Here is a 21,220-nt window from a genome sequence, read left to right on the forward strand (position 1 = left end):
CTCTGGCGTCTTCCCATTGCCAAGAATTCCCCCATAGGATACAAAACCCATCCACTTTTTCTATTGAGGCACTCCATGGCATCGTTGCCCCACACACTCCTGCTCGAATCCTGTACACGCCACGCAGGCCGCACCGCCTGCATCTACCGCGCAGACGGCAAAGAAATTCGTGTCCGCTACGAGAAGCTGGCCGAAGACGTGCTCATTTTGGCCAAGGCCTTTCATGAGCACGGCATCCATGCGGGGGAAAAAATTTTTTTCCTCTCCGACAATCGCTACGCCTGGATCGTTACGGACCTCGCCCTCCAAGTACTTGGCGCCATCAGCGTCCCTCGGGGGAGCGACACCCCAGAGCCCGAGATTGAATACATCATTACCCACAGTGAAGCACGCTTCGCCATCGTGGAAACCGACGCTCTGGCAGAACACTACGAATCCCTTTTCCAGAAGCTGCGTCTCAAGAAAATTTTCGTCATGACCGGAGACAGCCACCGGCGGGGCCATGTACTCTCCTACACGCACATCCTCGGAGACCGATGCATCGCGCCCCGAGACGAGACCTGGTTCCACGATCTCATCGCCTCGCGCCACGCCGACGAAATCTTCACCATCATCTACACCTCCGGGACCACGGGCGTACCGAAAGGAGTCCCCCTCACCCACGGCAACGTCCTCCACAACGTCCGTAACTTGCCCGACCTCATTCACCTTGAGGCCAGTGACGTTTGGGTCTCCATCCTGCCCACGTGGCATGTCTTCGAGCGTACCGCCGAGTACATCGCCCTGTCGCGCGGCTCGTGCCTCGTCTACTCCTCCATCCGCACCTTCGCCGCAGACCTGACCACCTATCGCCCCACCTTGGTGGCCACCGTGCCCCGCATTTGGGAGTCGCTCTACAAGAAGGTCAACGCCGCCATCGCCAAGGAAAGCCCTGCCAAAGCACGCATCTTTGCCACTCTTGTTGCCGCCAGCATCGCATGGCGTCGAGCGGTGCGCACGATGCGCGGCGAACTGCCCCTCTTCGCCCCAGTACCGTGGCCCCGCCGCACGCTCCAAATAGCACTGGCCGCAGCCCAAGCCCTTGCGCTCTTCCCGGTGGCGGCGCTGGCGCACAAAAAATTCCACGCCCTACGCCAGCGCTTCGGGGGGCGGCTCAAGGCCGCCATCAGCGGCGGCGGCAGTCTTCCCGCCTATTTGGAGGAATGGCTGGACGCCATCGGCATTCGCATCATCAATGCCTACGGCATGACCGAGTGCTCCCCCGGAATCGCTGGCCGGGGCTTCCAGTGTCCGGTATTCCGCACTCTTGGACCGCCCTTTCCAGAAACCCAACTGCGCGTGGCCGATGAGCACGACCAGGAAGTGCCCCGAGGCCAGGAAGGGGAAGTCCAAATCCGCGGGCCACAAGTCTTTCACGGCTATTACAAAAACGACGAAGCCACAGCGGCGGCCTTCACTGCCGACGGATTCTTCCGCTCCGGAGACCTTGGCCGCATGACACTCACCGGCGAGCTCGTCCTCACCGGCAGGGCCAAAGAGATCATCGTGCTTGCCAGCGGGGAGAACGTGGACCCCACCAACATCGAAGCCGCCATTTCGGTCTTTCCCTTTGTGCAGGACGCCGTGCTCGTGGGCCAAGACAAAAAAGGCCTCGGAGCGCTCATCGTCCCAGACTGGGAAAAACTTCAAGAATTCGTACGCGAACGCTTCCAGCACGCCAAAGAAGAGCTTCAGGAAGGGGCCGAGCATCTCCTGGACCGCCGTATTCTTGAGCGTATCCGTGCGGAGCTCAATGCCCGGCTCACGCCCAAAAACGGCTTCAAACCCTACGAAAAAATCCAAAACATCCACTTTCTGGACCGGGAATTCACCATCGGCGAAGAACTCACCAACACCCTCAAGAAAAAACGTCACATCATCGAACGGAAATACCGCGAGCTCATCGACCGTCTCTTGCAGTAACCCGGAGATCCGGAGACACATTGAAGAAAGCCGCCCTTCTGGAGGCGGCTTTCTCATTTTTCCATTCCCATGACGAAGCTTCGCAGAAAAAATCCAGTCCGCTTACGCGGAACGGAAAAACGCAAAATAGAGCATAAGCACCGCCCAAAAAACATATGCAACGATGGACGCCCAAAAGGCTCCTGGCTCAGTGTCCCGGGAATACGGGCCTCCCTTGCAGTAGATGGACCCCCGGACTAGGCCGCGAACGGCCATGAACGCCGCCACGGCGGCGAGAAAGAGGAGAAAGATCGTCATGCCCATATAGCATCTACCTCTCGTGTTGTTGGCGCTGTTCCTGGCCTCTTTTCCTGGCGCTGAAAAAATCCGCTCCAGGACCAAGAGTCACTTCAGAGACAATGCAAGCTTCTCTCCTGCCTGAACGGCTTGCCGCAGCACGGTTTCCTCACGCTCCACCTTGCCTTTGTCAAATATCTTGAAAACAGCGATTTCTTCAATCACTTCATAGCCAAGGGCCTGCAAAGGCTTCTTCATGGCATCCAGGGTAAATCCCATATCCTCGATGGATGCCTGCTCACATATGGCAGCCAGCACAGCCTTCCTGCCTTGATGCGCCAACTGACTTGACCAACTTCGCGGGTGATCATTTTCGAAGTTATAAAAACAGTACAAACGATCAATAAATGCCTTCATCCATGACGTCACATTGTAATTGTGCGTCGGACAAACCAAAACCAGCCCTTTTGCGGCGATGATTTTGGGATACATTTTTGTCATGTCATCTTTCAAACCAGTACATATCTTCGTTTTTCTACATTTTTCACAACCAATACATCCATGAAAATCGAGCTTACATAAATTGTAACTCTCAAATGGGATACCGGATGTTTCGACTCCTCGCATGATATGCTTGAGCAAAATATCGGAATTGCCATTTTTTCTCGGGCTTCCACTCAGCCCAAGAACCATTTCCCGTGGAGATCTTTCCAGCACGTCACTGTTGGACATCATCATTGTTTTCCTTTTCTAGGACTTCGAAAAAAAAGACACTATTAATGCAACAAAAACTCTCGAACAACACTCATTCCTGTAAAAATCTGAAATCCAGCGATAGTGAGTGCGAGCACATTCAAAACACCGTGCACCAGAGGCATGTATTTACGTGGCTTTTTGTCGCGATCCATGATGGTTCCGGTGATATAGCCGCCGGCAATACACGGCATGATCATCTGGGCAATCCAGTAGTGGTCTCCGGTGGCGCCGCTTCCTCCCCAATGGCGGGCAACCAGGGCCGTCCCTCCCACCAAACCGAGCATCCACAAGATATGGGCGTATTTCCCCCACTTGCCATGCTCCGCCCAGGCAAAAGAAGTACGCTTTCCAAAATGGTTACGCAGCACCCGAGGCCAGGCCAAATACAGGGCGTAGGCCGCCATGGCCGTTGCGACCAATTGCAGTACGGGATGGATCCAAAACACAAATCCTGGCATGGATTATTCTCCTTGAGCGTTTTTTGCGCACCAATGTTTGCGGTTCGCCGCATCCGCAAGCCACGCAGCCATGGACGGGATCTCTTCCGGCTGCAGCAGGCCGTCTTCGTACTGCACCATACGGTCTACGGCGCGTTGCCACCAATTGGGATCGTCCGTGGGCTGGCAGAGCCTCTCGCCCCCATGACAGTGGAAACATTGCGAGCGTACCCGCGCTTCCATATCCATGGACGCAGACGCGCCCCAAAGCGTGCTTCCACACCATAGGATGCCCACACCCAACACCAGACTCGTTTTGCCCAGTCGCATCGTTACCCCCCGTTTCCGGCCGCCAATGACGCCCAACCCTGAGGGGTGCGCACCCAAAGGCTGCTGCGGCCAGGAGTCATTGGGCGCACGGCGATCTGACACAGCAGACGCTCCCGCAAGGCAGGCACGTGAGAAATGATCCCCACCAGGCGGTTTTCCTCGCCCAGTGCAAAAAGGCTCTCCAGGACCAACTCCAGGCTCTCCTCATCCAAGGTACCGAAGCCCTCGTCCACAAAGAGGCATCCCAATTCCCCGCCGCCGCTCACCAGCGAGGACAAGGCGAGGGCCAAAGCCAGGCTCACCACAAAGGTCTCTCCGCCGGAGAGGTTGCGCACCGAGCGGCGCTCTCCGGCGCGATACCCATCGATGACCGCAATGTCCAATCCAGCGCCGTCGCGCACCAATTGGTAGCGGTCGCTCATGGCCGCCAAGCGGGCGTTGGCCACGGAGAGGAGCAGGTCCAGGGTAAGCCCTTGGGCAAAGTTACGCAGCTTTTTCCCATCCGCCGACCCCATGAGTTCGCGCAAACGCTCCCACGTGGCAGCAACAGCCGCCTGTGCGGCCTGCGCCTGTTGCATTGCACGCGCCTGCGCCTCTCGGCGCCGGGCCTCGGCCACGCGGGCCGCCACCGCCCCACGCTCTTCCTGAATTTCTTGGAGCTTTGCCTCGTGCTCCGTCACAGCGGCCTCCACCTCGGCATGCGGCGGCGCGCCCTCCAAGTGCGCCCGGACCGCCTGCCGCCGCAAGGCCACCCGCTGCCGCCCAAGCTGGATGGCGGCGAGTCGGGCCTCGGCATCCTTGGCTGCGGCCTCCACCTGCGCCATCCAGGCGGCGTCCCGCCGGGCGGAGCGCCACACCCCGAGGCTTGCAAACCCCAGCTCCTGCAACCGCGCTGCCAGCCGTTCCTTGGCAGAGGCCAGCGACTGCGCAAGCTCCTGGACGCGGCGCGCCCACTCCTGCTCCCGGGCCTGGGACGCGGCCAGACGCGCAGTGCACGCCGCGTGTTGCCGCTGCAATGCCTCTTGCCGGGCAGCGGACCGCTCTGCCTGGGTACGCAAACGGGTTTCCACTGCCTCCACATCCGAATCCGGCAAGACAATACGCCGCTGCTCTCGGCAGCGCTCCATCGCTTGCGTGGCCTGGGCAAGGGCGGCCTGCGCCTCGGCAAGGGCGCGACGCGCCGCCGCTTCGGCCTGCACCGCGGCTTGGAGCGCGGCGGCATGGTGGGCCATGGCCGCCCAAGTCTCTCCCAAGGCGTGGCGCCTGGCGCGCAGCGCCTCCAGCTTGTGGGCGCACTGGCGGCAATGCTCCTTATGCCGGACCACGGCCTCGGCGACGGGCTGCACAAGCGGCGTCCCATGGGCAAAGGGGTGATCGAGGCTTCCGCACAGCGGACAGGGAGAACCAGGACGCAGTTGCCGCCGCTTGGCCTCCAAGGATTCCATTTCCTTGACCAAGGCCAACTCCTCCTGACTTCGCTGCAGTTCTTCCTGGGCAGCGGCAAGCTCCCGCGCCACTGCCTCTTCCTCGGCTGCCCACGCTGTCAGCGCGGCCTGCACCACAGCGCCCAGATCCACGTCCGTCTCGTTCTTGCGAAGAACGCCCAAGGTCTGAAGCCGCGCTTCCAAGGCCGCCTGCTCCCGCTGGCACCGTGCCACGCGCTGGGTTTCGGCCTCCAGGCGGGCCTTTTCCCGGCTTACGAGGTTCTGGGCCTGGCGTTGGGTTGCCACTGCCGCGGCGATTTCAGCGTCCCAGCGCCGGGCCTCGGCCAGACGCGGACGCATAGTCTCCCAAGCGCTGCGTGCCTTGGCCGTTTCCGCGCGAGCAGCCTCCACAGAAGCCCCCAGACTGCGGGACTCGGCGACCAACGACTGCACTTCCTGGGCCAAACGCTGGCAGGCGGCTTCGGCCTCGCGCGTCTCTTTTTCCAGGCGCTCCACCTCCGCCACATCCCGCGCGGCCTCTTCGGCCCGCCGGGCCACGGCCGCAGTCTTCCGGTCGTCTTCCAGAGCGCGCAGCTGCTGCAACACCTGGGCTTCTGCCTCCTTGAGGGAGGCGGCTTCCTCCTGCAATGCCTGGAAGTCGCGCCAACGGGCCTGCAGGGCGCGAAGCTCTTCAAGATGTTCGGCTGTGGACTTCGCCTGTCGCTCCAATGCGGCAAGGCGCTGGGTCGCTTCCGCCACCTCCTGAGCAGGCATGAGCTCCAAGGCGGCCAAGCGCTCCGTCCAGGCGTCCAGCCGGGCGCGCTCTTCCTTGGCCCGCTCATGAGCGGCGATGGACAGCTGGGAATAGATTTCGGTGCCCGTGATACGTTCCAAAAGCGGTGCCCGCTCGTCCGCGGCAGCGAGCAAAAAGGCGGCAAAGCCATTCTGGGCAAGGAGCACGGCCCGGGTGAATTGCTCAAAACCCAGTCCCAGGACTTCGGTCACGGCCCGTTCGGTTTCCCGCAGGCCTTCGGCCAAGACCGCACCTGAATCCAGATCCACCAATTCGTGGCTCGGAGCTTGCAGGCGGCCTTGGGCTTTGCCCCGCGCCCGACGCTGCGTGAAACTCGCCAGATAGCGTCCCTTGGCGGTGGCGAAGGCAAGCTCCGCACGCATCTCGGCCTCGCCCCGCGTCATGACCTCGTTGTTTGTTGCCGTCACCCGGCCCATACGTGGAGTGCGGCCATACAGAGCCAAGGTCAAGGCATCGAGCACGGTGGTCTTGCCCGCCCCCGTGGGCCCGGAAATGAGCAGCACCCCCTCGCCCGCCACTTCAGGACGCGTCCAATCCACCTCCCACGTGCCCGCAAGGGAATTGATATTCTGCAGAACGAGCCACTCAAGGCGCATGCTGGTCCTCGCGCTGGAGCACGGTATCCATGAGCTCGGCAAAGGCCGCGGTCAGCTGCGGACGCAGATCCTCCTCCACCGCATGGGCGTCCAAAAGACGGCGGAAGACCTCCTCGGGCGAAAGCTCCTCCAAGCGCTCCCCGGCAGCGCCCAAGGCCAAGGAGGGCGGCCGGGGGACCCGCACGCATAAGACGTCCACCGCGCTTCCAGAAACCGCCTCCTCGATGCGGCGGCGCACGGTATCCGCAGGATCCGGGCTTGTAACCTCAGCCTCCACCCACACACTCCCGCCGACCTCCACCAAACGCCGCAAATCCGCCTCCACCTGCGCCAACGGGCCGCACAGGCGGGCCATGGGCTGCAGCGAAGGCGCGGGCAAGACCTCGTACGTCATGCTGTCCTCGCCTTCCACCGTCACCAAGGTGGCGGACTTGGCCTTGCCGGCGTCGGCAAAGCCCAAGGCAAGCGGGGCGCCGCTATAACGCACGAATCCTCGGCCCGCCACCTCTTGCGCCCCGTGCACATGCCCCAAGGCCACGTATGTGCAGGCAGGAAAGACCTCCACCGGCACCCGGTCCACTCCTCCCACGGCAAAACGCATGCCCTGGCCGTCAGCCACTTGGCTGCCTGCCACGAACAGATGCCCCAAGGCCACGGCCGGGGCCTGGGGGGCCATGGACCGGGCCGAGCGCATGACCTCGGCGTATACCGCCGCCACTCCACGCACCCAGGCGGCGGCCTTATCCTCCAAACGCGCCCCCGGCATGGCCGTGCGCACGTCGCGCTCCCGCAAATACGGCACCGCTGCCACCGCCAACTCCGGATCACCGTGCGCGGTGGTCAACACCAGTGGCTGCGGCGCGGTGATCACATGCACCCCCAAGGCGCGCAAAAGGCCCTTGGGAGCGGCCAAAAAAGACGGGGAGTCGTGGTTGCCTGCGAGGATCACCGCATGGCGGCAGCCTGTTTGCCGCAATTCCTGAAGAAATCCGTAGTACTGCTCCTGGGCCGCAGCGCTGGGGGCGCCGGTATCGAAGACGTCTCCGCACACCATGAGTACGTCCACTGCGTGTGCGCACACCAGGTCAAGGAGCCAGCGCAGCACGGCCTCGTGTTCGGCGTCGCGGCGGCGGCCATAGAGCCGATGCCCTAAGTGCCAATCCGAAGTATGGAGAATGCGAAGTGCCATGGAATAGGCCTTCCCCCGCCAAAGCGGGGGAAGGCAAATGACTAGGAGTTTTTCGCGTCGCGCGCCCGGATCTCCGCGCGCTTGATCTTGCCGCTGATGGTCTTGGGCAGCTCCGTCACGTACTCGACGATGCGGGGATACTTGTAGGGGGCAGTGACCTTCTTGACGTGGTTCTGCAGCTCACGGGTAAGTTCCGGGGAAGGGGTGTATCCCGAGGCAAGGACCACCGAGGCCTTCACCGCCTGCCCTCGATCCGGGTCCGGCACCCCGGTGACCGCGGCCTCCACCACTGCCGGATGGGACACCAGGGCGCTTTCCACCTCAAAGGGCCCGATGCGGTAGCCCGAGCTCTTGATGAGGTCGTCCACCCGGCCCAAAAACCAGAAATAGCCGTCCTCGTCCACCCAAGCCTTGTCGCCCGTATGGTACACCCCGCCTTCCATGACATTGGCGGTCTTGTCTTCGGCCTTCCAGTATTCTCGAAAAAGCCCTACCGGTCGAGGGGAAAGACGCACGCAAATCTCGCCTTCCACGCCCGGAGGACACACCTCCCCGGTCTCGTCGAGGAGCACGATGTCCCATCCCGGCGCAGGCTTGCCGATGGAACCGGGCTTGGGTTCCATGCAGGGGAAGGTGGCGATCTGCAGGGTGGTCTCGGTCTGGCCGTAGCCCTCAAAGATGGAGAGCCCCAGCTTTTCCTTCCACTCGTGGAACACGCTGTCGTTGAGGAGCTCACCTGCGGTGGTGCAATGCCGCAAGGCGGAGAGGTCGTAGCGGGAAAGGTCCTCGCGCACCAGGAAGCGGTAGATGGTGGGCGGGGCGCAGAAGGTGGTCACCCGGTGCTCGGCCATGACCGAAAGCAAACGCGATGGATCGAACTTCCCCCGGTAGTCCCACACGAAGACCGTGGCCCCGGCCAACCATTGGCCGTAAAACTTGCCCCACACCGATTTGGCCCAGCCCGTATCCGCCACGGTGAGGTGCACGTCCCCAGGCCGCAGGTCATGCCACAATTTGCCGGTCACCATATGGCCCAAAGGATAGGTGAAGGTGTGGAGCACCATTTTCGGGTACCCGGTGGTGCCGGAAGAAAAGAACACCGTGGCCGGGTCGTCACCCCCCGGGGCATCGGCCGGCCGGAGGTATTGGGAGGAAGCCGCGGCGGCCACGTCTTCCCAGCGCTTCCAGGGAGAAGGCGCAGTCTCGGTGCCGGTCAGCACGAACACCGACGGGGTGGGGCACTGAGGCATGGCCGCCTCCACCGTGGCCTGCACCGAAGCGTCGGCCACGATGGCTTTGATCTCCGCGGTTTGCACGCGGTAGACGATGTCGTGTGCCGTCAGCAGCGCCGGCGAGGGCACGCCCAAGGCGCCGAGCTTGTGCAAGGCGAGCATGAGGACCCAAAACTCCACCCGGCGGTGGACGATGATCATCACCGTATCCCCACGACCAATGCCCATGCCTGCCAAGGCATTGGCCATGCGGCTGGACTGTTCGGCGAAATACCCCATGGTGTATTCCCGCCGCACCCCAGCATCGTCCACATGGATCATGGCCAGACGCTGCGGGTCGGTGGCGGCGACAGTATCCACGAAATCAAAGGCGAAATTGTAGCGCGGCGGCACATCCACATGCCAGGTGCGCATCAGTTCTTCGTACGACGAGGGATGCATCGAGCTCATGACAGTCTCCACACGGAAAAGGTAGACGAATTAGATGGCCACATCGAGAAATTCCGCCGGTCCCCCAATGCCGCGCAGGGCATGGGGAGTGCGGGAAGTGAAATAGAGACTGTCCCCAGGCTCGAGCACATACACCTGGTCGCCGATGGTGATCTCAAGCGTGCCGGAAAGCATGTAGATGAACTCCTGGCCCGGATGTTCGTTGAAGGTGAGTTGGTCTTTTTCCTTGGCCGGAACGGTCACCACAAACGGCTCCATTTTGCGTCCCACGAAGCGGTACGCCAGGCTTTTGTAGTCATAGTCCTTGCGCCGCTCCACGCTCATGCCCTTACCGCGTCGTACCAGGCTTGCCCGGTGCAGATGGGCTTCTGCGCCGGAAACGAGCACCGTAAGGTCCACCCCCAAGTGCTTGGCCACCGCCACCAGATACCCCGCCGGGATTTCACAGGTTCCGGACTCATACCGACGCACGGCGTCGACATCCACGTCCAAACGGGCGGCCACGTCCTCGACGCTCAAGTCCAGCGCCTCGCGCAGGCCGCGCAAACGCGAGGCGATTTCCGTGTACGATTCTTCCATAGACGATCTCCTTGCAATGGACCTTAGGCGGCTGCGGTGTCGTAGCGCGCAAAGGTCATGGTGAAAAAGGCCTTGCCCCGCGTGGCGGAGCGCAACTCCGTGGAAAAGCCAAACAAGGCGCGCAGGGGGGCCAGGGCGTGAATCACGGTCTGGAGCGCATCACCATCCATGGCCTCGATGCGCGCGCCCTTTGCCCCCAGAAGACTCACCATATCCCCCACAAACTCCGCCGGCGCCGTCACCACCACACTCATGATGGGCTCCAAGAGCACACTGCCGGCCTCGGTCATGGCCCGCTCCATGGCCTCCAGGGCGGCCATACGCACGCCCAAATCCGTAATGCCGCCGTCCACCGGGGCCACCCCCAGGATTACGGCCTCGGTATCGGTCACGGCATAGCCCTGCACCCCGCCATGCAGGGCGTCTTCCACGGCCTGCACCGCCACGGTCTGATGCGTACAGTCCGCTTCGCAGCGCACCAGGTTGCCCGCACCTCGAGGCCGCGGGGCAACGGCCACCGCCACCTGGGCGCGGTGCATGGTGTCTCCCAAAAGCCGCGCCACCTGAGCCTGGGCCTGGGCACTGCGGGCCACGGTTTCCTGAAAGATGACCTGGGGGTTTCCCGTACGAAACTGCAGCCGGCTCTCGCGCCGCAAACGCTCCAGGGTGATCTCCAGGTGGAGCTCGCCGAGGCCGGAGAGCACCAGTTGCTCTGTGTCCGGGTCTGTGGTGACGCGCAACGTCGGGTCTTCCACGGCGTAGCGCTCGAGGAGTTGGCGCAGCCGGTCCGTGTCACTGGCGCTGGCCGGAACAATGGCCTGAGAGATCACCGGTTCGTGGAGCTCGATGTTTTCCAGCTGCAGGCTGCCGCGCTCGCCGAGCAGGGTGTCGCCGGTCACCGCGTCCCGAAGGCCTGTGGCCAGGACGATGTCGCCGGCCTGGGCCTGCGGCGTGGGCTCCAAGTGATGGGCATGGGCAGTATATACCTTGTGGGCCTTTTCAAAGCGGCCGGTGCGGGTATTGAAGAGCGTGGCGTTTTCTCCCAGCGCGCCACTATACACACGCAAAAACACCCGCTTGTGCGCCCCGTCGAACTGTACCTTGAAAGCGTAGGCCACGGTCACCTCTGGGGAAACACCTGCCTCCTCAAGGCGCCGGCGCACCTGGGCATGGCCCACCGATTCCATGGGCCCAGGCAAATAGCGGCGGACTCCGTCCAAAAGCGGCTGCACCCCGTAATTCTTGAGAGCGCTCCCCGCAAAGACCGCAACCGCCCGGCAAGCGCGTGTCGCCCGGGCGAGGGCCGCATGCGCCATGGCCGCATCCACCGGTTCGTCCGCCAAGTAGCGCTCCAAAACGGCATCATCCACCTCGGCCAGGCGCTCCACAGCCACCCGCCGCCACGCCGAAAGCTCCGGGGAATCCACAGGGGCCACGGCGACTTCCTGACCAAGACTTGCCGTATCGAAAAGCAAACGGGTCCCGGCCCAGACGTCGAGCACCGCGTGCTCCTCCCCGGGATCCGGCACGGTCACCGGCACCGGCACCACGCCGAAGCGCTCGGCGATCTCGGCAAGCACGCGGCCATAGTCCGCACCGGGACGGTCCATCTTGTTGATGAACACCACCTTGGGAAGATGGTATTTCTCGGCCTGGCGCCACACGGTCTCGCTCTGGGGCTCCACCCCGGCCACGCCACAGAACACCACCACCGCGCCGTCGCACACCCGAAGCGAACGCTCCACCTCCACGTTGAAATCCACATGGCCCGGGGTATCGATGATATGGATGCGGCAGTCCTGCCAGTCCACCGTGGTGCTGGCCGCAGTGATGGTGATGCCGCGTTTCTGCTCCTCTTCCAGGTAGTCCATGGTGGCGTTGCCGTCATGGACTTCCCCCATACGGTGAATCTTGCGGGTGTAATAGAGAATGCGCTCGGTCAGCGTGGTCTTACCCGCGTCGATATGGGCGATGATACCAACGATACGGGAATCTTTGTGAGCAGCCATGGCTCTCCTCACGAAAAGATCGAGGTGCGCACGAGAAAGTCCTCAGGCCCGAGCCGGTCCCACGGCCAGCCTCCAAGGAGCCGTGGCGGCAGCACAAAGCGGGCGCGGACATCTTCTTCGCTATAGGCCAGGTACCAGCGAGACCGCTGACCGGGATCGGTACGCCGCAGGCTCCCCAGGATGCGGGCGTAGGCATCGGCCTGTGGCGAAGGGCCAAGGGTATCCACCACCGCGTAGTCTTCCGGAGTAAAGGCAAGGGGTGTGGGAAAGCCCCCCAGGCCCAGGTCCACCACCACTCCATCCCCGGCCGCACCCAGCGCCGCCACCAGGGCGGAAACATCGACATCGGTGGTGTACACCCACGGCACGGAAAGGAAATCGCAGGCAAAGAGAAAGGCCCTATCCCACGGCGCCGGAGCCACCACCGCCACGTGGGGCACGCGGGCCACAAGGGCCAAGGTGATGGCCGAAGCCAAAGCGGGCAGCGGAAAACATTCCGGGTGATAGAGGAACACGGCAAAGGCCGCAGGCCGGGCGCTTTCCTTGAGCACCGCGCTTCCCAAATGCACGGTGCGCTCGCTGGCCATGGCCCAGCCCCGGGTCAGGGCGTGGGCCATGGCCACGGCATTTTTGATCACCCCTTTTTCCGGGGCCGGAGTGTCTTCATACGCCTGGGCAAGATCCGCGTCCGTAACATGCGGGGCAAGGCCCAGGCGCTCTAGTTGTGCATCCATACTCGCCTCCCGTACATGGCCGGGAGAATCCTTCCACAATCCGCCCTACTCGGCAAGGCTACAGGGCGGCGAGCACCGCCTCGCCCATCTGCGTGCACCCCACCACGGTGGCGCCTTCGGTGACGATGTCCCGGGTACGCAGCCCGCGCGCCAGCACCGTGCGCACAGCCTGCTCCACGGCCTGGGCTTCGGCCTCCAGGGCAAAGCCGTGGCGCAGCAGCATGGCCACGGACAAGATGGTGGCCAGGGGATTGGCCAGGTCCTGGCCTGCAATATCCGGTGCAGAGCCATGAATGGGTTCGAAAAGGCCAGGGCCGGATGCGCCCAGGGAGGCTGAGGGCAGCATGCCGAGGCTTCCCGTGATGGCCGCGGCCTCGTCGGAGAGGATATCTCCAAAGAGGTTCTCCGTGACCATGACGTCGAAGACGTGCGGGGCGCGCACGAGCTGCATGGCGGCGTTGTCCACGTACAGGTGCGTCAACTCCACGTCCGGATACTCTCGGGACACCCGCACCGCCACCTCGCGCCACAGGCGCGAGACCTCGAGGACATTGGCCTTGTCCACGGAGCACACGCGGCGACGGCGATTCCGGGCCGCCTCGAAGGCCACGCGCAGGATGCGCTCGATCTCCGACTCGCGGTAGATCATGGTGTTGAACGCCGCGCGTTCCCCGTCCACCTGTCCCTCGCCCCGGGGCTCGCCAAAGTAGAGGCCGCCGGTGAGCTCACGCACCACCAGCACATCCACGCCCTGGGCGGCGATATCGGCACGCAAAAGGGAAGAAGCGGCAAGCTCGGGAAAGAGTACCGCGGGGCGCAGGTTGGCAAAGAGCCCCAGGGCCTTGCGGATCCCCAAAAGCCCCTTTTCCGGACGCAGGGCAGGCTCCAAGTCGTCCCACTTGGGCCCACCCACGGCACCGAGCAACACGGCGGAACTCGCCTGGCACGCGGCCACGGTGTCTTCAGGGAGCGGAACACCGACGGCGTCGATGGCCGCCCCGCCAATGAGCGCACGCCGAATCTCCACGGCGTGGCCGAAACGCTCAGCCACCGCCGTAAGGACCCGCTCCGCCTGGGCGGTGATTTCCGGGCCGATGCCGTCACCAGGGAGCACGCACACCGAGATCTTCATGCTGCACCTCCCAGACGCCGGCGCACGTACTGGACGAGGCCGCCGGCCTCAAGCATCTCCATCATGAACCCTGGCACCGGACGCACCTGAAAGGTCTCGCCCGTTGTGCGGTTTTCCACCACGCCCTGGGCGACATCCACCACCAGCGCATGGCCATCGCCCAGGCGGTCGATGGCGTCGCCCATCTCCAAGAGCACCAGTCCCATGTTGAAGCCGTTGCGGTAGAAGATGCGGGCAAAACTCTTGGCCAGCACCACCGGGATGCCTGCGCCGAGGATGGCCAGAGGCGCATGCTCCCGGGAAGAGCCGCAGCCAAAGTTCTCGCCTGCCACCAGGATGTCGCCGGGGGACACCCGCCGCACCCAGCCTGGAGTCAGGCCTTCCATGCAGTTTTTCCCGAGTTCTCCAGGGTCTGCGGTCACGAGAAACCGCGCCGGGATGATGGCATCCGTATCGATATGATCACCCACCACATGGGCTTTTCCTTCAAAACGCATCGATATGCTCCTTACCCAGCCACCTGGGCCGGATGGATGATGGTGCCTGCCACGGCAGTGGCTGCGGCCACTGCAGGGCTGGCCAAATAGACTTCCGAGTCGAGGCTCCCCATGCGGCCACGGAAATTGCGGTTGGTGGTGGCCAAGCAGCGCTCGCCGCCGGCCAGGATCCCCATGTGCCCGCCCAGACACGGACCGCAGGTGGGCGGCCCCACCACGGCGCCAGCGTCCAAAAACACCTCCAAAAGACCTTCGTTCAAGGCCAAACGGTAGGCCTTGGGCGAGGCAGGCAGCACAATAAGACGCACGCCGCGCGCCACCTTGCGGCCGCGCAGCACCGCCGCAGCCACGCGCAAATCCTCGATGCGGCCATTGGTGCACGAACCGATGACCACCTGGTCCACTGGGATGCCGGAGACCTCTTCCACGGGTTTGACGTTTTCCGGCAGGTGCGGACAGGCTACCCGCGGACTCATGCCCGTGGCGTCCACGCGCAAACGCTGCGCATACCCCGCGTCCGCGTCCGGGGCGATGGGGGCGTCCTGGGCGCGGCCATGGGCGGCGGTGTAGGCCAGGGTCGTGGCATCCGCGGCAAAAAGCCCGGCCTTGCCCCCGGCCTCGATGGCCATGTTGGCCATGGTCATGCGGCCTTCCACGCTCATGGCGTCCACCACCGGACCGCCGAATTCCAGCGCCTTGTACAGGGCCCCGGCCACGCCGATGCGGCCGATGACCTCAAGGATGAAATCCTTGGCGCTCACGTACGGCTCCACCGTCCCCACCAGATCCACCCGGATGGTCTCCGGCACCTTAAACCAGGTCTCGCCCAAGGCCATGGCCGCGGCCACGTCCGTGCTTCCCAGGCCTGTGGCAAAGGCGCCCAGGCCTCCATACGTACAGGTGTGGGAGTCCGCGCCCACCACTACGTCGCCGGGCCCCACCAGGCCCAACTCCGGAAGCAAGGCGTGCTCTACCCCCACCTCGCCGCCTTCATAATAATGGACGATGCCGAACTGCCGGGCAAAATCCCGAACGACCTTCACTTGTTCGGCGGAGTCGATATCCTTGTTGGGGGTGAAGTGGTCACACACCAAGACCACCCGCTCGGGATCAAAGACCCGGGACACCCCCATGGCGCGCAGCGATTTGATGGCCAAGGGCGCGGTGATGTCGTTGGCCAATGCCAAGGACACCCGACACCGGACAATCTGCCCGGGACCCTCCACATGGTCATTGGTGTGCCGCTGCAATATCTTTTCGGCTAAACTCTGGCCCATACCGTTTCCTCCTCACGTTTGGCCAAGCGGTTCAAGGCATTGATATACGCCTTGGCGCTGGCCACGATGATATCGGCGTCCGCAGCGCGTCCCACCGCGGACTTGCCGTTTTCCTCGATACGCACGGTGACCTCACCTTGGGCGTCCGTACCGCCGGTGATGGCATTGACGGCGTAGCGCAGCAATTTGGGCGCCCGGCCCACGGTCTTGCTGATGGTGTGGAACACCGCGTCGATGGGGCCGGTTCCAAAGTCGGACACCGTGCGCTCCTCGCCATCCACGTACATCTTCACCACCGCGTTGGGGATGGCCATGTTGCCGCTGATGGCGCTCAAATATTCCAGCCGGTACTTGTCGGGGATGCGGAAGATCTCGTCGAGGACCACGGCTTCCAAATCTTCGATGAAGATCTCTTTCTTCCGATCCGCCAATTTTTTCATAGCCGCAAACACGATATCGACCTGTTCTTCGCTCAGGGCGTAGCCCAAACCCTCCAGCCGGGTCTTCAGGGCCGCCCGCCCCGAATGCTTGCCCAAGACCATGTCCTCCGCACTGCGTCCCACCGATTCCGGAGTCATGATTTCATACGTCTGCCGGTGCTTGAGCACCCCATCCTGGTGGATGCCGGATTCGTGGGCAAAGGCATTGGAACCGATAATCGATTTGTATGGCGGAATGGGCTGGCCAATAATGAGAGAAAGCAATCGTGTCGAGGGATAAATTTGCTCCTTCACGATACCGGTTTCCAGACCGTAGTAGTCCTTGCGCACTTCCATGGCCATGACCACTTCTTCCAGGGCGGCGTTGCCGGCACGCTCACCGATGCCCGCCAAAGTCACTTCCGCCTGTCGGGCGCCGGCACGCAAGGCCGCCAGGGTATTGGCCGTGGCAAGGCCCAGGTCGTTATGGCAATGCACGGAAAACACGGCCTTATGGGCGTTGGGGATATGCTCCAAGAGATAGCCGATGAGGTCCGCAAACTCCTGCGGCTGGATGTAGCCCACGGTATCCGGCACATTGATGGTGGTGGCGCCGGCGTCGATGGCGCGGGTAAAGACCTGCACCAAGAAATCCGGGTCCGAGCGGGAGGCGTCTTCGGCGGAAAACTCCACATTGGAAGTCTTGGAGGCAGCATAGCGCACGGCGGCGTCCACCATCTCCAGCACCTGCTCCCGGGTTTTACGCAATTTGTACTGCATATGAATGTCGGAAGTGGCGAGGAAGGTGTGGATGCGGCCATGTTCCCCTTCCCGCACGGCCTCCCAGGCCCGGTCGATGTCTGCGGGAATCGCCCGGCACAGACCTGCGATCTGGCAACCGCGCACCGTACGGGCGATATCGCGCACGGCCTCGAAGTCCCCTTGGCTTGCGGCCGGGAATCCCGCCTCGATGATGTCCACGCCCAAGGACTCCAACTGGCGGGCCAGGCGGATCTTCTCCTCACGGTTCATGGTGGCGCCAGGGGACTGCTCTCCGTCGCGCAAGGTGGTGTCAAAGATGTACACTCGCTGAGACATACGCTTCTCCTTGGAATGGGATTGGGTAAAAACACAGCTGGAAGCCTCTGGCAGGGCCGTTTCAAGGGAGGGTTCCAGCAACCGAAAACGAGAAAAGGGATTGGTGGTTACGAGAGTCGCTGGACGTCTCGTAGCCGTAGCGAGCGGCGCCGCAAGGGCAGCACCACAAACGAATAGATGAGACCGGAGAGAAGATATCCCAAACCACAGATAAAAAGCAGCAGTTTGGGTTCGGAGGCAATGAGCACGAAGAGAAAGAGCGCCGTCACCGTGGCGCTGAAGCGATGGGTGCGCAGCCCGTCCATCTCCTTGAAGGAAAAATAGCGAACGGCGCTCACCATGAGCAAGGAAACCACAAAGGACAGGGCCAAGAGGACCTGGGCAGCCAGCGACGTAGCCGCAAAGCCCAAGTGATGGGCAAAGAGCACGAAAGCAGCCAGGATGCAGGCGCCTGCAGGAATGGGCAGGCCAATGAAGAACTTTTTACTGATCTTGCCGGTCTGGATGTTGAACCGCGCCAAACGCAGGGCACCGCAGGCAATGATCAAAAAGGAGGCCATCATGCCCAGACGGTCAAAGGCGTGCAGATGCCACTGGTAGACCATGAGGGCCGGGGCCACGCCGAAGGCCACCAGATCGGCCAAGGAATCCAGCTGGACGCCAAAATCCGAGGCGGAATTGGTCAGCCGGGCCAGTTTGCCGTCCAGCCCGTCGAAAAGACAGCTGCCCAAAATAGCCACCGCGGCCATCTCGAAGCGCCCCTCCAAGGACCACAGCATGCCCACGAAACCCACGAACAGGCTCGCCATGGTCATCATGTTGGGAAGGAGATAATAGCCGCGGTGTTTGGGCTTGGCATGTTCCATGATAATCGTACTCATCCCAGGGGTTCGCGCTTACGGGCGACCACCGTTTGGCCGGCCACGGTGTGCTCTGTTTCCTGGATGACGGGTTCATAGTCCGGCGGCAGGTAGAGGTCAACCCTGGATCCAAAGCGGATCATACCGAAGCGCACCCCACGCGGCAGCGTGTCCCCCGGCCGCACCCAATCGACGATGCGCCGGGCGATGAGCCCCGCGATCTGGACCACCGTAAAACGACCGCCATCCTCAGTTTCCAAATCCATGATGCAGCGCTCGTTGTCCGTAGAGGCCTTGTCCAGGGACGCGTTGAAAAACTTTCCCGGAATGTAGCGCATTTGCCGCACCACACCTGCCACCGGCGTCCGATTCACATGCACGTTGAAGACGTTCATGAAAATGCACACCGCCATGCGCGGCGTACCATGCACCGGGTCCGGCATGGGGGCCACGCGCACCACCCGCCCGTCGGCCGGCGCCACGACGACACCCTCGTCCTGGGGCACCACCCGCTCCGGATCGCGAAAAAAATTGAGGATAAAGGCCACCACTCCCAATCCCACGAGACTGGCGACCACCCAGCCCGCCAGGGCGAAAACCACGGTGGCGAGGGTCGCAAGAAAGAGAAACGGCATGCCTTCCGGGGCAAGGCCGCAGCAAGGTTTGCGCATGCATACTCCTTACGCCGCACTCTTGCGGCTATACTGTTTGCGCCATTCATCCAAAAAAAGCACCGCGGTCTCCGCTGGCGAGAGGATCCCTTTCCGAACACGGACCGCGGCCACCACGTCCTCGAAGGAAGCATCATCGCGCAAACCCAGGTCTCTGGCAAGGGCAGCCACCTCAGCCGCCAAATCCGGCTCCAGAAAAGAAGGGCGCGGCTCCGCGCTCTGCCACCCCAAGGCCGCGCCCACCACGGCAAGGAGGGTTTCCATGCGCTGCGTGTAGGTGTGCTCGGCGAGCACGCGCGCCCTGGCCCGCGCCGCCATGGCGGTGCGCTCCTCTTCGTGGGCCAGAAAATACCGGGTTGCCTCCACCATGGCATCCACGTGGTCTACCACCGCCAGTTCGTGATCGGCAAAAAGCTCGGGCAACAGACTTCGCTGGTCTACCACCTGAAAAGCCCCACAGGCGGCGATCTCGAAGGTGCGCGGGTTGACGAAATCTCCCTCCCCCACAGTCACCGCGGGCCGCACACTGGAGTGCAGGTTGAGATTGACGCGGGTGGCGCAGAAGATCTTCACCACCTCTTCGGTCTCGATGCGCGCCCCACCGCGCTGCACGTACGCGGCCAGGATCTCCTCACCGTCCCAGTCGCTGCCCCAAATGCGAAAATCCATGTCCGCAAAGGCGCGAAAGGCCAATCGCCGGTTGGGGTATCCCGCGCCCACGAAAGAGACGTCACTGCCGTAGGTGCGCCGCTCTATGGCAGAAAGCGGCACAGGTCGGTGGATTTCGGGGGCCGCGGCCAAGGGGAGGTAGTAGGCCTGCTTCTGTCCCACCTCCGCAAGCCGCCCCAAAAACGGCTCTTTCTGGATGGTGAAGAAGAAGTCGTAGAGCGGGGCAAAGGCCTGCCAATAGGTGAAGACCGCATAGTCCTCCACGAACCACATGGCCGTGGGCACCCCGTCTCGGGCAAGACGCCGCAAGGTTTGCCGGGAAAGCGGCGCCTGGGCCATGGCCAGCACCAGATCCGGGGAAAAACGCTCCACCTGGGCGAGCACGGCCTGGGAGACGAGTTGCAAAAACCCGTTCTCCAGGGCGTCCACCGCCTCCGGGCCCACACGCAGCGCCCGCAGGTTTTGAAAAGTAGGATAGAAAAACGGCGCTTCGAAGGTCTCCACCACGTGCCCCAGCCCCGCCAGGGCCCGGGCCACATAGCGGCCTATCGGCAGCGAGCCGCCGTAAAGCGGCAGTACCACCAGAATCCGGCGCACCCCCCAATCAGGCATACTGACCTCCAACTCCACCCGGCAGCATCCAGTCTTTCTCCGTCATCCACGCACAGCCTCCCCGGCCTGGCGCCCCCACCCCCCACAAGGCCGCCACCTGAGAGCGAAACGCCTGGCGCCCAGCCGCAGTGGGGTCCCCCCCGGCCACAGGATGGTAGTATACCCCCAAGGCGTCCATGCCGCTTTGCAGGGCCACGGCACCCGAAGGGAGCGCCCCCTCGCCCCGGGCAATCCAGCGAATCGTCTCCCGCTGCGCAAGCGGCGCCAGACACGCCCCGGGCGTGGGACAGACTGCGGTCTCCAGGCACGGCGAACAGGGAAGCACCGATTGCACCACCACGTGTCCTTCCCCGTAGGGCCCGGTCTCATGCACCCACGCCGAGGCCAAATACGCCCCCAAGACCGGCACCCCCAACCGGGCCGCCATATGGGCCACGCCTGTATCCGGGGAAAGCACCAGGCCGCAGCCGGCCACGATCTCCCACAACTGCCCCCACCCGGTCCGCCCCACGAGGTTGCGGGTGGAACGGCCAAGGGCCGCAGGCAGCGCGGCCATGAGCTCCGCAGCCAAACGCTCCTGGCCCGAAGCGCCGAGCAGCACCACGTCCGTTCCCCCAAGACGACTCAGAGCCGCACCGATCCAGGCGGCGAGCACCGGCGTCGGCAACGAACGTCGTGGGTTCTGCCCGGCGAGCACCACCCCCAGCGTGCGCCCCCGCGGCTGCGCCGGGGGATGGACCGCAGCGGGCGCGGCCGGCTCCCGGGCAAGAAGCCCCCAGGCGTCCACCAGATTGAGGCCACCGTTTCGGCGCTCCTGGGCCCAGCGGATAAGAAGGGAAAACCAGGGCGGCACCCGCAGGCTCCCCCCCACACCACCGTAAGCGCGCAGGCGCTCCGCAGGAAAGGCCGCAGCCAGGGCGGCGGAAAGTCCAGAGTAATTGAGCAGGTATACCTCTGCCGGATCCAGGGCTTGCAGCGTGGCCACCGCACGGCGCACCAGCGACCATGCTCCAGGACTTTTGCCGTGCACCGGCAGTTCCAGCACATGGACCCCAGGGTATGCCAGCCGGGCGAGCTCCGCCACACCACGATCCACCACGAGCACTGCCCCCGGCGGCAGGCTCGCCATCAAGCGCCCGGTTTGCAGGATGTCACCGAACCGGGCGAGCTGGAAGACCACCGAGGGCTGCGCCACCC

General features: G+C 63.3%; 18 protein-coding genes. 1 reads left to right on the forward strand and 17 read right to left on the reverse strand.

Going from position 1 to position 21,220, the window contains the following annotated elements:
* Positions 1 to 75 precede the first annotated feature (75 nt).
* Positions 76 to 1,962, forward strand: a complete 1,887-nt coding sequence (locus BR00_RS02910; protein ID WP_496476116.1) for an AMP-dependent synthetase/ligase — start codon at positions 76 to 78, stop codon at positions 1,960 to 1,962.
* Positions 1,963 to 2,346: 384 nt separating this feature from the next.
* Here the strand turns inward: BR00_RS02910 and BR00_RS02915 are convergent, their stop codons facing one another.
* From BR00_RS02915 to BR00_RS02995, 17 genes are read right to left on the reverse strand one after another with little or no spacing between them, the layout of a single operon-like run.
* Positions 2,347 to 2,973 carry a flavodoxin family protein gene (locus BR00_RS02915; RefSeq protein WP_496476117.1) on the reverse strand — a complete coding sequence of 209 codons (627 nt, stop codon included), beginning with the start codon at positions 2,971 to 2,973 and terminating at the stop codon, positions 2,347 to 2,349.
* Between the two features lie 41 nt (positions 2,974 to 3,014).
* On the reverse strand, positions 3,015 to 3,452 hold the full coding sequence (locus BR00_RS02920; RefSeq protein WP_496476118.1) for a DUF4079 family protein: 438 nt from the start codon (positions 3,450 to 3,452) through the stop codon (positions 3,015 to 3,017).
* A gap of 3 nt (positions 3,453 to 3,455) precedes the next feature.
* Positions 3,456 to 3,761 carry a hypothetical protein gene (locus BR00_RS02925; RefSeq protein ID WP_496476119.1) on the reverse strand — a complete coding sequence of 102 codons (306 nt, stop codon included), beginning with the start codon at positions 3,759 to 3,761 and terminating at the stop codon, positions 3,456 to 3,458.
* A 2-nt stretch (positions 3,762 to 3,763) separates the two neighbouring features.
* Positions 3,764 to 6,595: an AAA family ATPase gene (locus tag BR00_RS02930; RefSeq protein WP_496476120.1), complete on the reverse strand. Its 2,832-nt coding sequence runs from the start codon at positions 6,593 to 6,595 to the stop codon at positions 3,764 to 3,766.
* Positions 6,585 to 7,784 carry an exonuclease SbcCD subunit D C-terminal domain-containing protein gene (locus BR00_RS02935; protein ID WP_496476121.1) on the reverse strand — a complete coding sequence of 400 codons (1,200 nt, stop codon included), beginning with the start codon at positions 7,782 to 7,784 and terminating at the stop codon, positions 6,585 to 6,587. Before BR00_RS02935 ends, BR00_RS02930 begins: the two co-directional genes overlap by 11 nt.
* 41 nt (positions 7,785 to 7,825) lie before the next feature.
* A complete protein-coding gene (locus tag BR00_RS02940) occupies positions 7,826 to 9,466 on the reverse strand; it encodes an AMP-binding protein (protein ID WP_496476122.1) in 1,641 nt (546 codons plus the stop codon).
* A gap of 30 nt (positions 9,467 to 9,496) precedes the next feature.
* Positions 9,497 to 10,045 (reverse strand): helix-turn-helix domain-containing protein, encoded by a 549-nt coding sequence (locus BR00_RS02945; protein ID WP_496476123.1) that lies wholly within the window; start codon positions 10,043 to 10,045, stop codon positions 9,497 to 9,499.
* 23 nt (positions 10,046 to 10,068) lie between these two features.
* Positions 10,069 to 12,054, reverse strand: coding sequence for an elongation factor G (locus tag BR00_RS02950; RefSeq protein WP_496476124.1), 1,986 nt, complete (start codon positions 12,052 to 12,054; stop codon positions 10,069 to 10,071).
* 8 nt (positions 12,055 to 12,062) lie between these two features.
* The gene (locus tag BR00_RS02955; protein ID WP_496476125.1) at positions 12,063 to 12,788 is read right to left on the reverse strand and encodes a hypothetical protein; all 726 of its coding nucleotides are present in this window, start codon (positions 12,786 to 12,788) and stop codon (positions 12,063 to 12,065) included.
* Positions 12,789 to 12,846: 58 nt separating this feature from the next.
* Positions 12,847 to 13,920, reverse strand: a complete 1,074-nt coding sequence (gene leuB / locus BR00_RS02960; protein ID WP_496476126.1) for a 3-isopropylmalate dehydrogenase — start codon at positions 13,918 to 13,920, stop codon at positions 12,847 to 12,849.
* Positions 13,917 to 14,417 (reverse strand): 3-isopropylmalate dehydratase small subunit, encoded by a 501-nt coding sequence (locus tag BR00_RS02965; protein ID WP_496476127.1) that lies wholly within the window; start codon positions 14,415 to 14,417, stop codon positions 13,917 to 13,919. The genes leuB and BR00_RS02965 overlap by 4 nt, the downstream gene beginning before the upstream one ends.
* Before the next feature lie 11 nt (positions 14,418 to 14,428).
* Positions 14,429 to 15,694, reverse strand: coding sequence for a 3-isopropylmalate dehydratase large subunit (leuC, locus tag BR00_RS02970; protein WP_496476128.1), 1,266 nt, complete (start codon positions 15,692 to 15,694; stop codon positions 14,429 to 14,431).
* Complete coding sequence (locus BR00_RS02975; protein WP_496476239.1) at positions 15,679 to 17,265, reverse strand: 2-isopropylmalate synthase; 1,587 nt, start codon at positions 17,263 to 17,265, stop codon at positions 15,679 to 15,681. The genes leuC and BR00_RS02975 overlap by 16 nt, the downstream gene beginning before the upstream one ends.
* Positions 17,266 to 17,318: 53 nt before the next feature.
* Positions 17,319 to 18,077: a CDP-diacylglycerol--serine O-phosphatidyltransferase gene (pssA, locus tag BR00_RS02980; RefSeq protein WP_496476129.1), complete on the reverse strand. Its 759-nt coding sequence runs from the start codon at positions 18,075 to 18,077 to the stop codon at positions 17,319 to 17,321.
* Positions 18,078 to 18,088: 11 nt separating this feature from the next.
* A complete protein-coding gene (locus BR00_RS02985) occupies positions 18,089 to 18,742 on the reverse strand; it encodes a phosphatidylserine decarboxylase family protein (RefSeq protein WP_496476130.1) in 654 nt (217 codons plus the stop codon).
* Between the two features lie 9 nt (positions 18,743 to 18,751).
* A complete protein-coding gene (locus tag BR00_RS02990; RefSeq protein ID WP_496476131.1) occupies positions 18,752 to 20,023 on the reverse strand; it encodes a CgeB family protein in 1,272 nt (423 codons plus the stop codon).
* A complete protein-coding gene (locus BR00_RS02995; protein ID WP_496476132.1) occupies positions 20,016 to 21,218 on the reverse strand; it encodes a glycosyltransferase family 9 protein in 1,203 nt (400 codons plus the stop codon). Before BR00_RS02995 ends, BR00_RS02990 begins: the two co-directional genes overlap by 8 nt.
* Positions 21,219 to 21,220 lie beyond the last annotated feature (2 nt).

This window comes from Thermodesulfomicrobium thermophilum DSM 16697 (assembly GCF_059568695.1).

Bases quoted from the DNA above. Each gene is read 5' to 3' on its own strand.
- BR00_RS02910 (WP_496476116.1), top strand. From the start codon at position 76: ATGGCATCGTTGCCCCACACACTCCTGCTCGAATCCTGTACACGCCAC.
- BR00_RS02915 (WP_496476117.1), bottom strand. From the start codon at position 2,973: ATGATGTCCAACAGTGACGTGCTGGAAAGATCTCCACGGGAAATGGTT.
- BR00_RS02920 (WP_496476118.1), bottom strand. From the start codon at position 3,452: ATGCCAGGATTTGTGTTTTGGATCCATCCCGTACTGCAATTGGTCGCA.
- BR00_RS02925 (WP_496476119.1), bottom strand. From the start codon at position 3,761: ATGCGACTGGGCAAAACGAGTCTGGTGTTGGGTGTGGGCATCCTATGG.
- BR00_RS02930 (WP_496476120.1), bottom strand. From the start codon at position 6,595: ATGCGCCTTGAGTGGCTCGTTCTGCAGAATATCAATTCCCTTGCGGGC.
- BR00_RS02935 (WP_496476121.1), bottom strand. From the start codon at position 7,784: ATGGCACTTCGCATTCTCCATACTTCGGATTGGCACTTAGGGCATCGG.
- BR00_RS02940 (WP_496476122.1), bottom strand. From the start codon at position 9,466: ATGAGCTCGATGCATCCCTCGTCGTACGAAGAACTGATGCGCACCTGG.
- BR00_RS02945 (WP_496476123.1), bottom strand. From the start codon at position 10,045: ATGGAAGAATCGTACACGGAAATCGCCTCGCGTTTGCGCGGCCTGCGC.
- BR00_RS02950 (WP_496476124.1), bottom strand. From the start codon at position 12,054: ATGGCTGCTCACAAAGATTCCCGTATCGTTGGTATCATCGCCCATATC.
- BR00_RS02955 (WP_496476125.1), bottom strand. From the start codon at position 12,788: ATGGATGCACAACTAGAGCGCCTGGGCCTTGCCCCGCATGTTACGGAC.
- leuB (WP_496476126.1), bottom strand. From the start codon at position 13,920: ATGAAGATCTCGGTGTGCGTGCTCCCTGGTGACGGCATCGGCCCGGAA.
- BR00_RS02965 (WP_496476127.1), bottom strand. From the start codon at position 14,417: ATGCGTTTTGAAGGAAAAGCCCATGTGGTGGGTGATCATATCGATACG.
- leuC (WP_496476128.1), bottom strand. From the start codon at position 15,694: ATGGGCCAGAGTTTAGCCGAAAAGATATTGCAGCGGCACACCAATGAC.
- pssA (WP_496476129.1), bottom strand. From the start codon at position 18,077: ATGGAACATGCCAAGCCCAAACACCGCGGCTATTATCTCCTTCCCAAC.
- BR00_RS02985 (WP_496476130.1), bottom strand. From the start codon at position 18,742: ATGCGCAAACCTTGCTGCGGCCTTGCCCCGGAAGGCATGCCGTTTCTC.
- BR00_RS02990 (WP_496476131.1), bottom strand. From the start codon at position 20,023: ATGCCTGATTGGGGGGTGCGCCGGATTCTGGTGGTACTGCCGCTTTAC.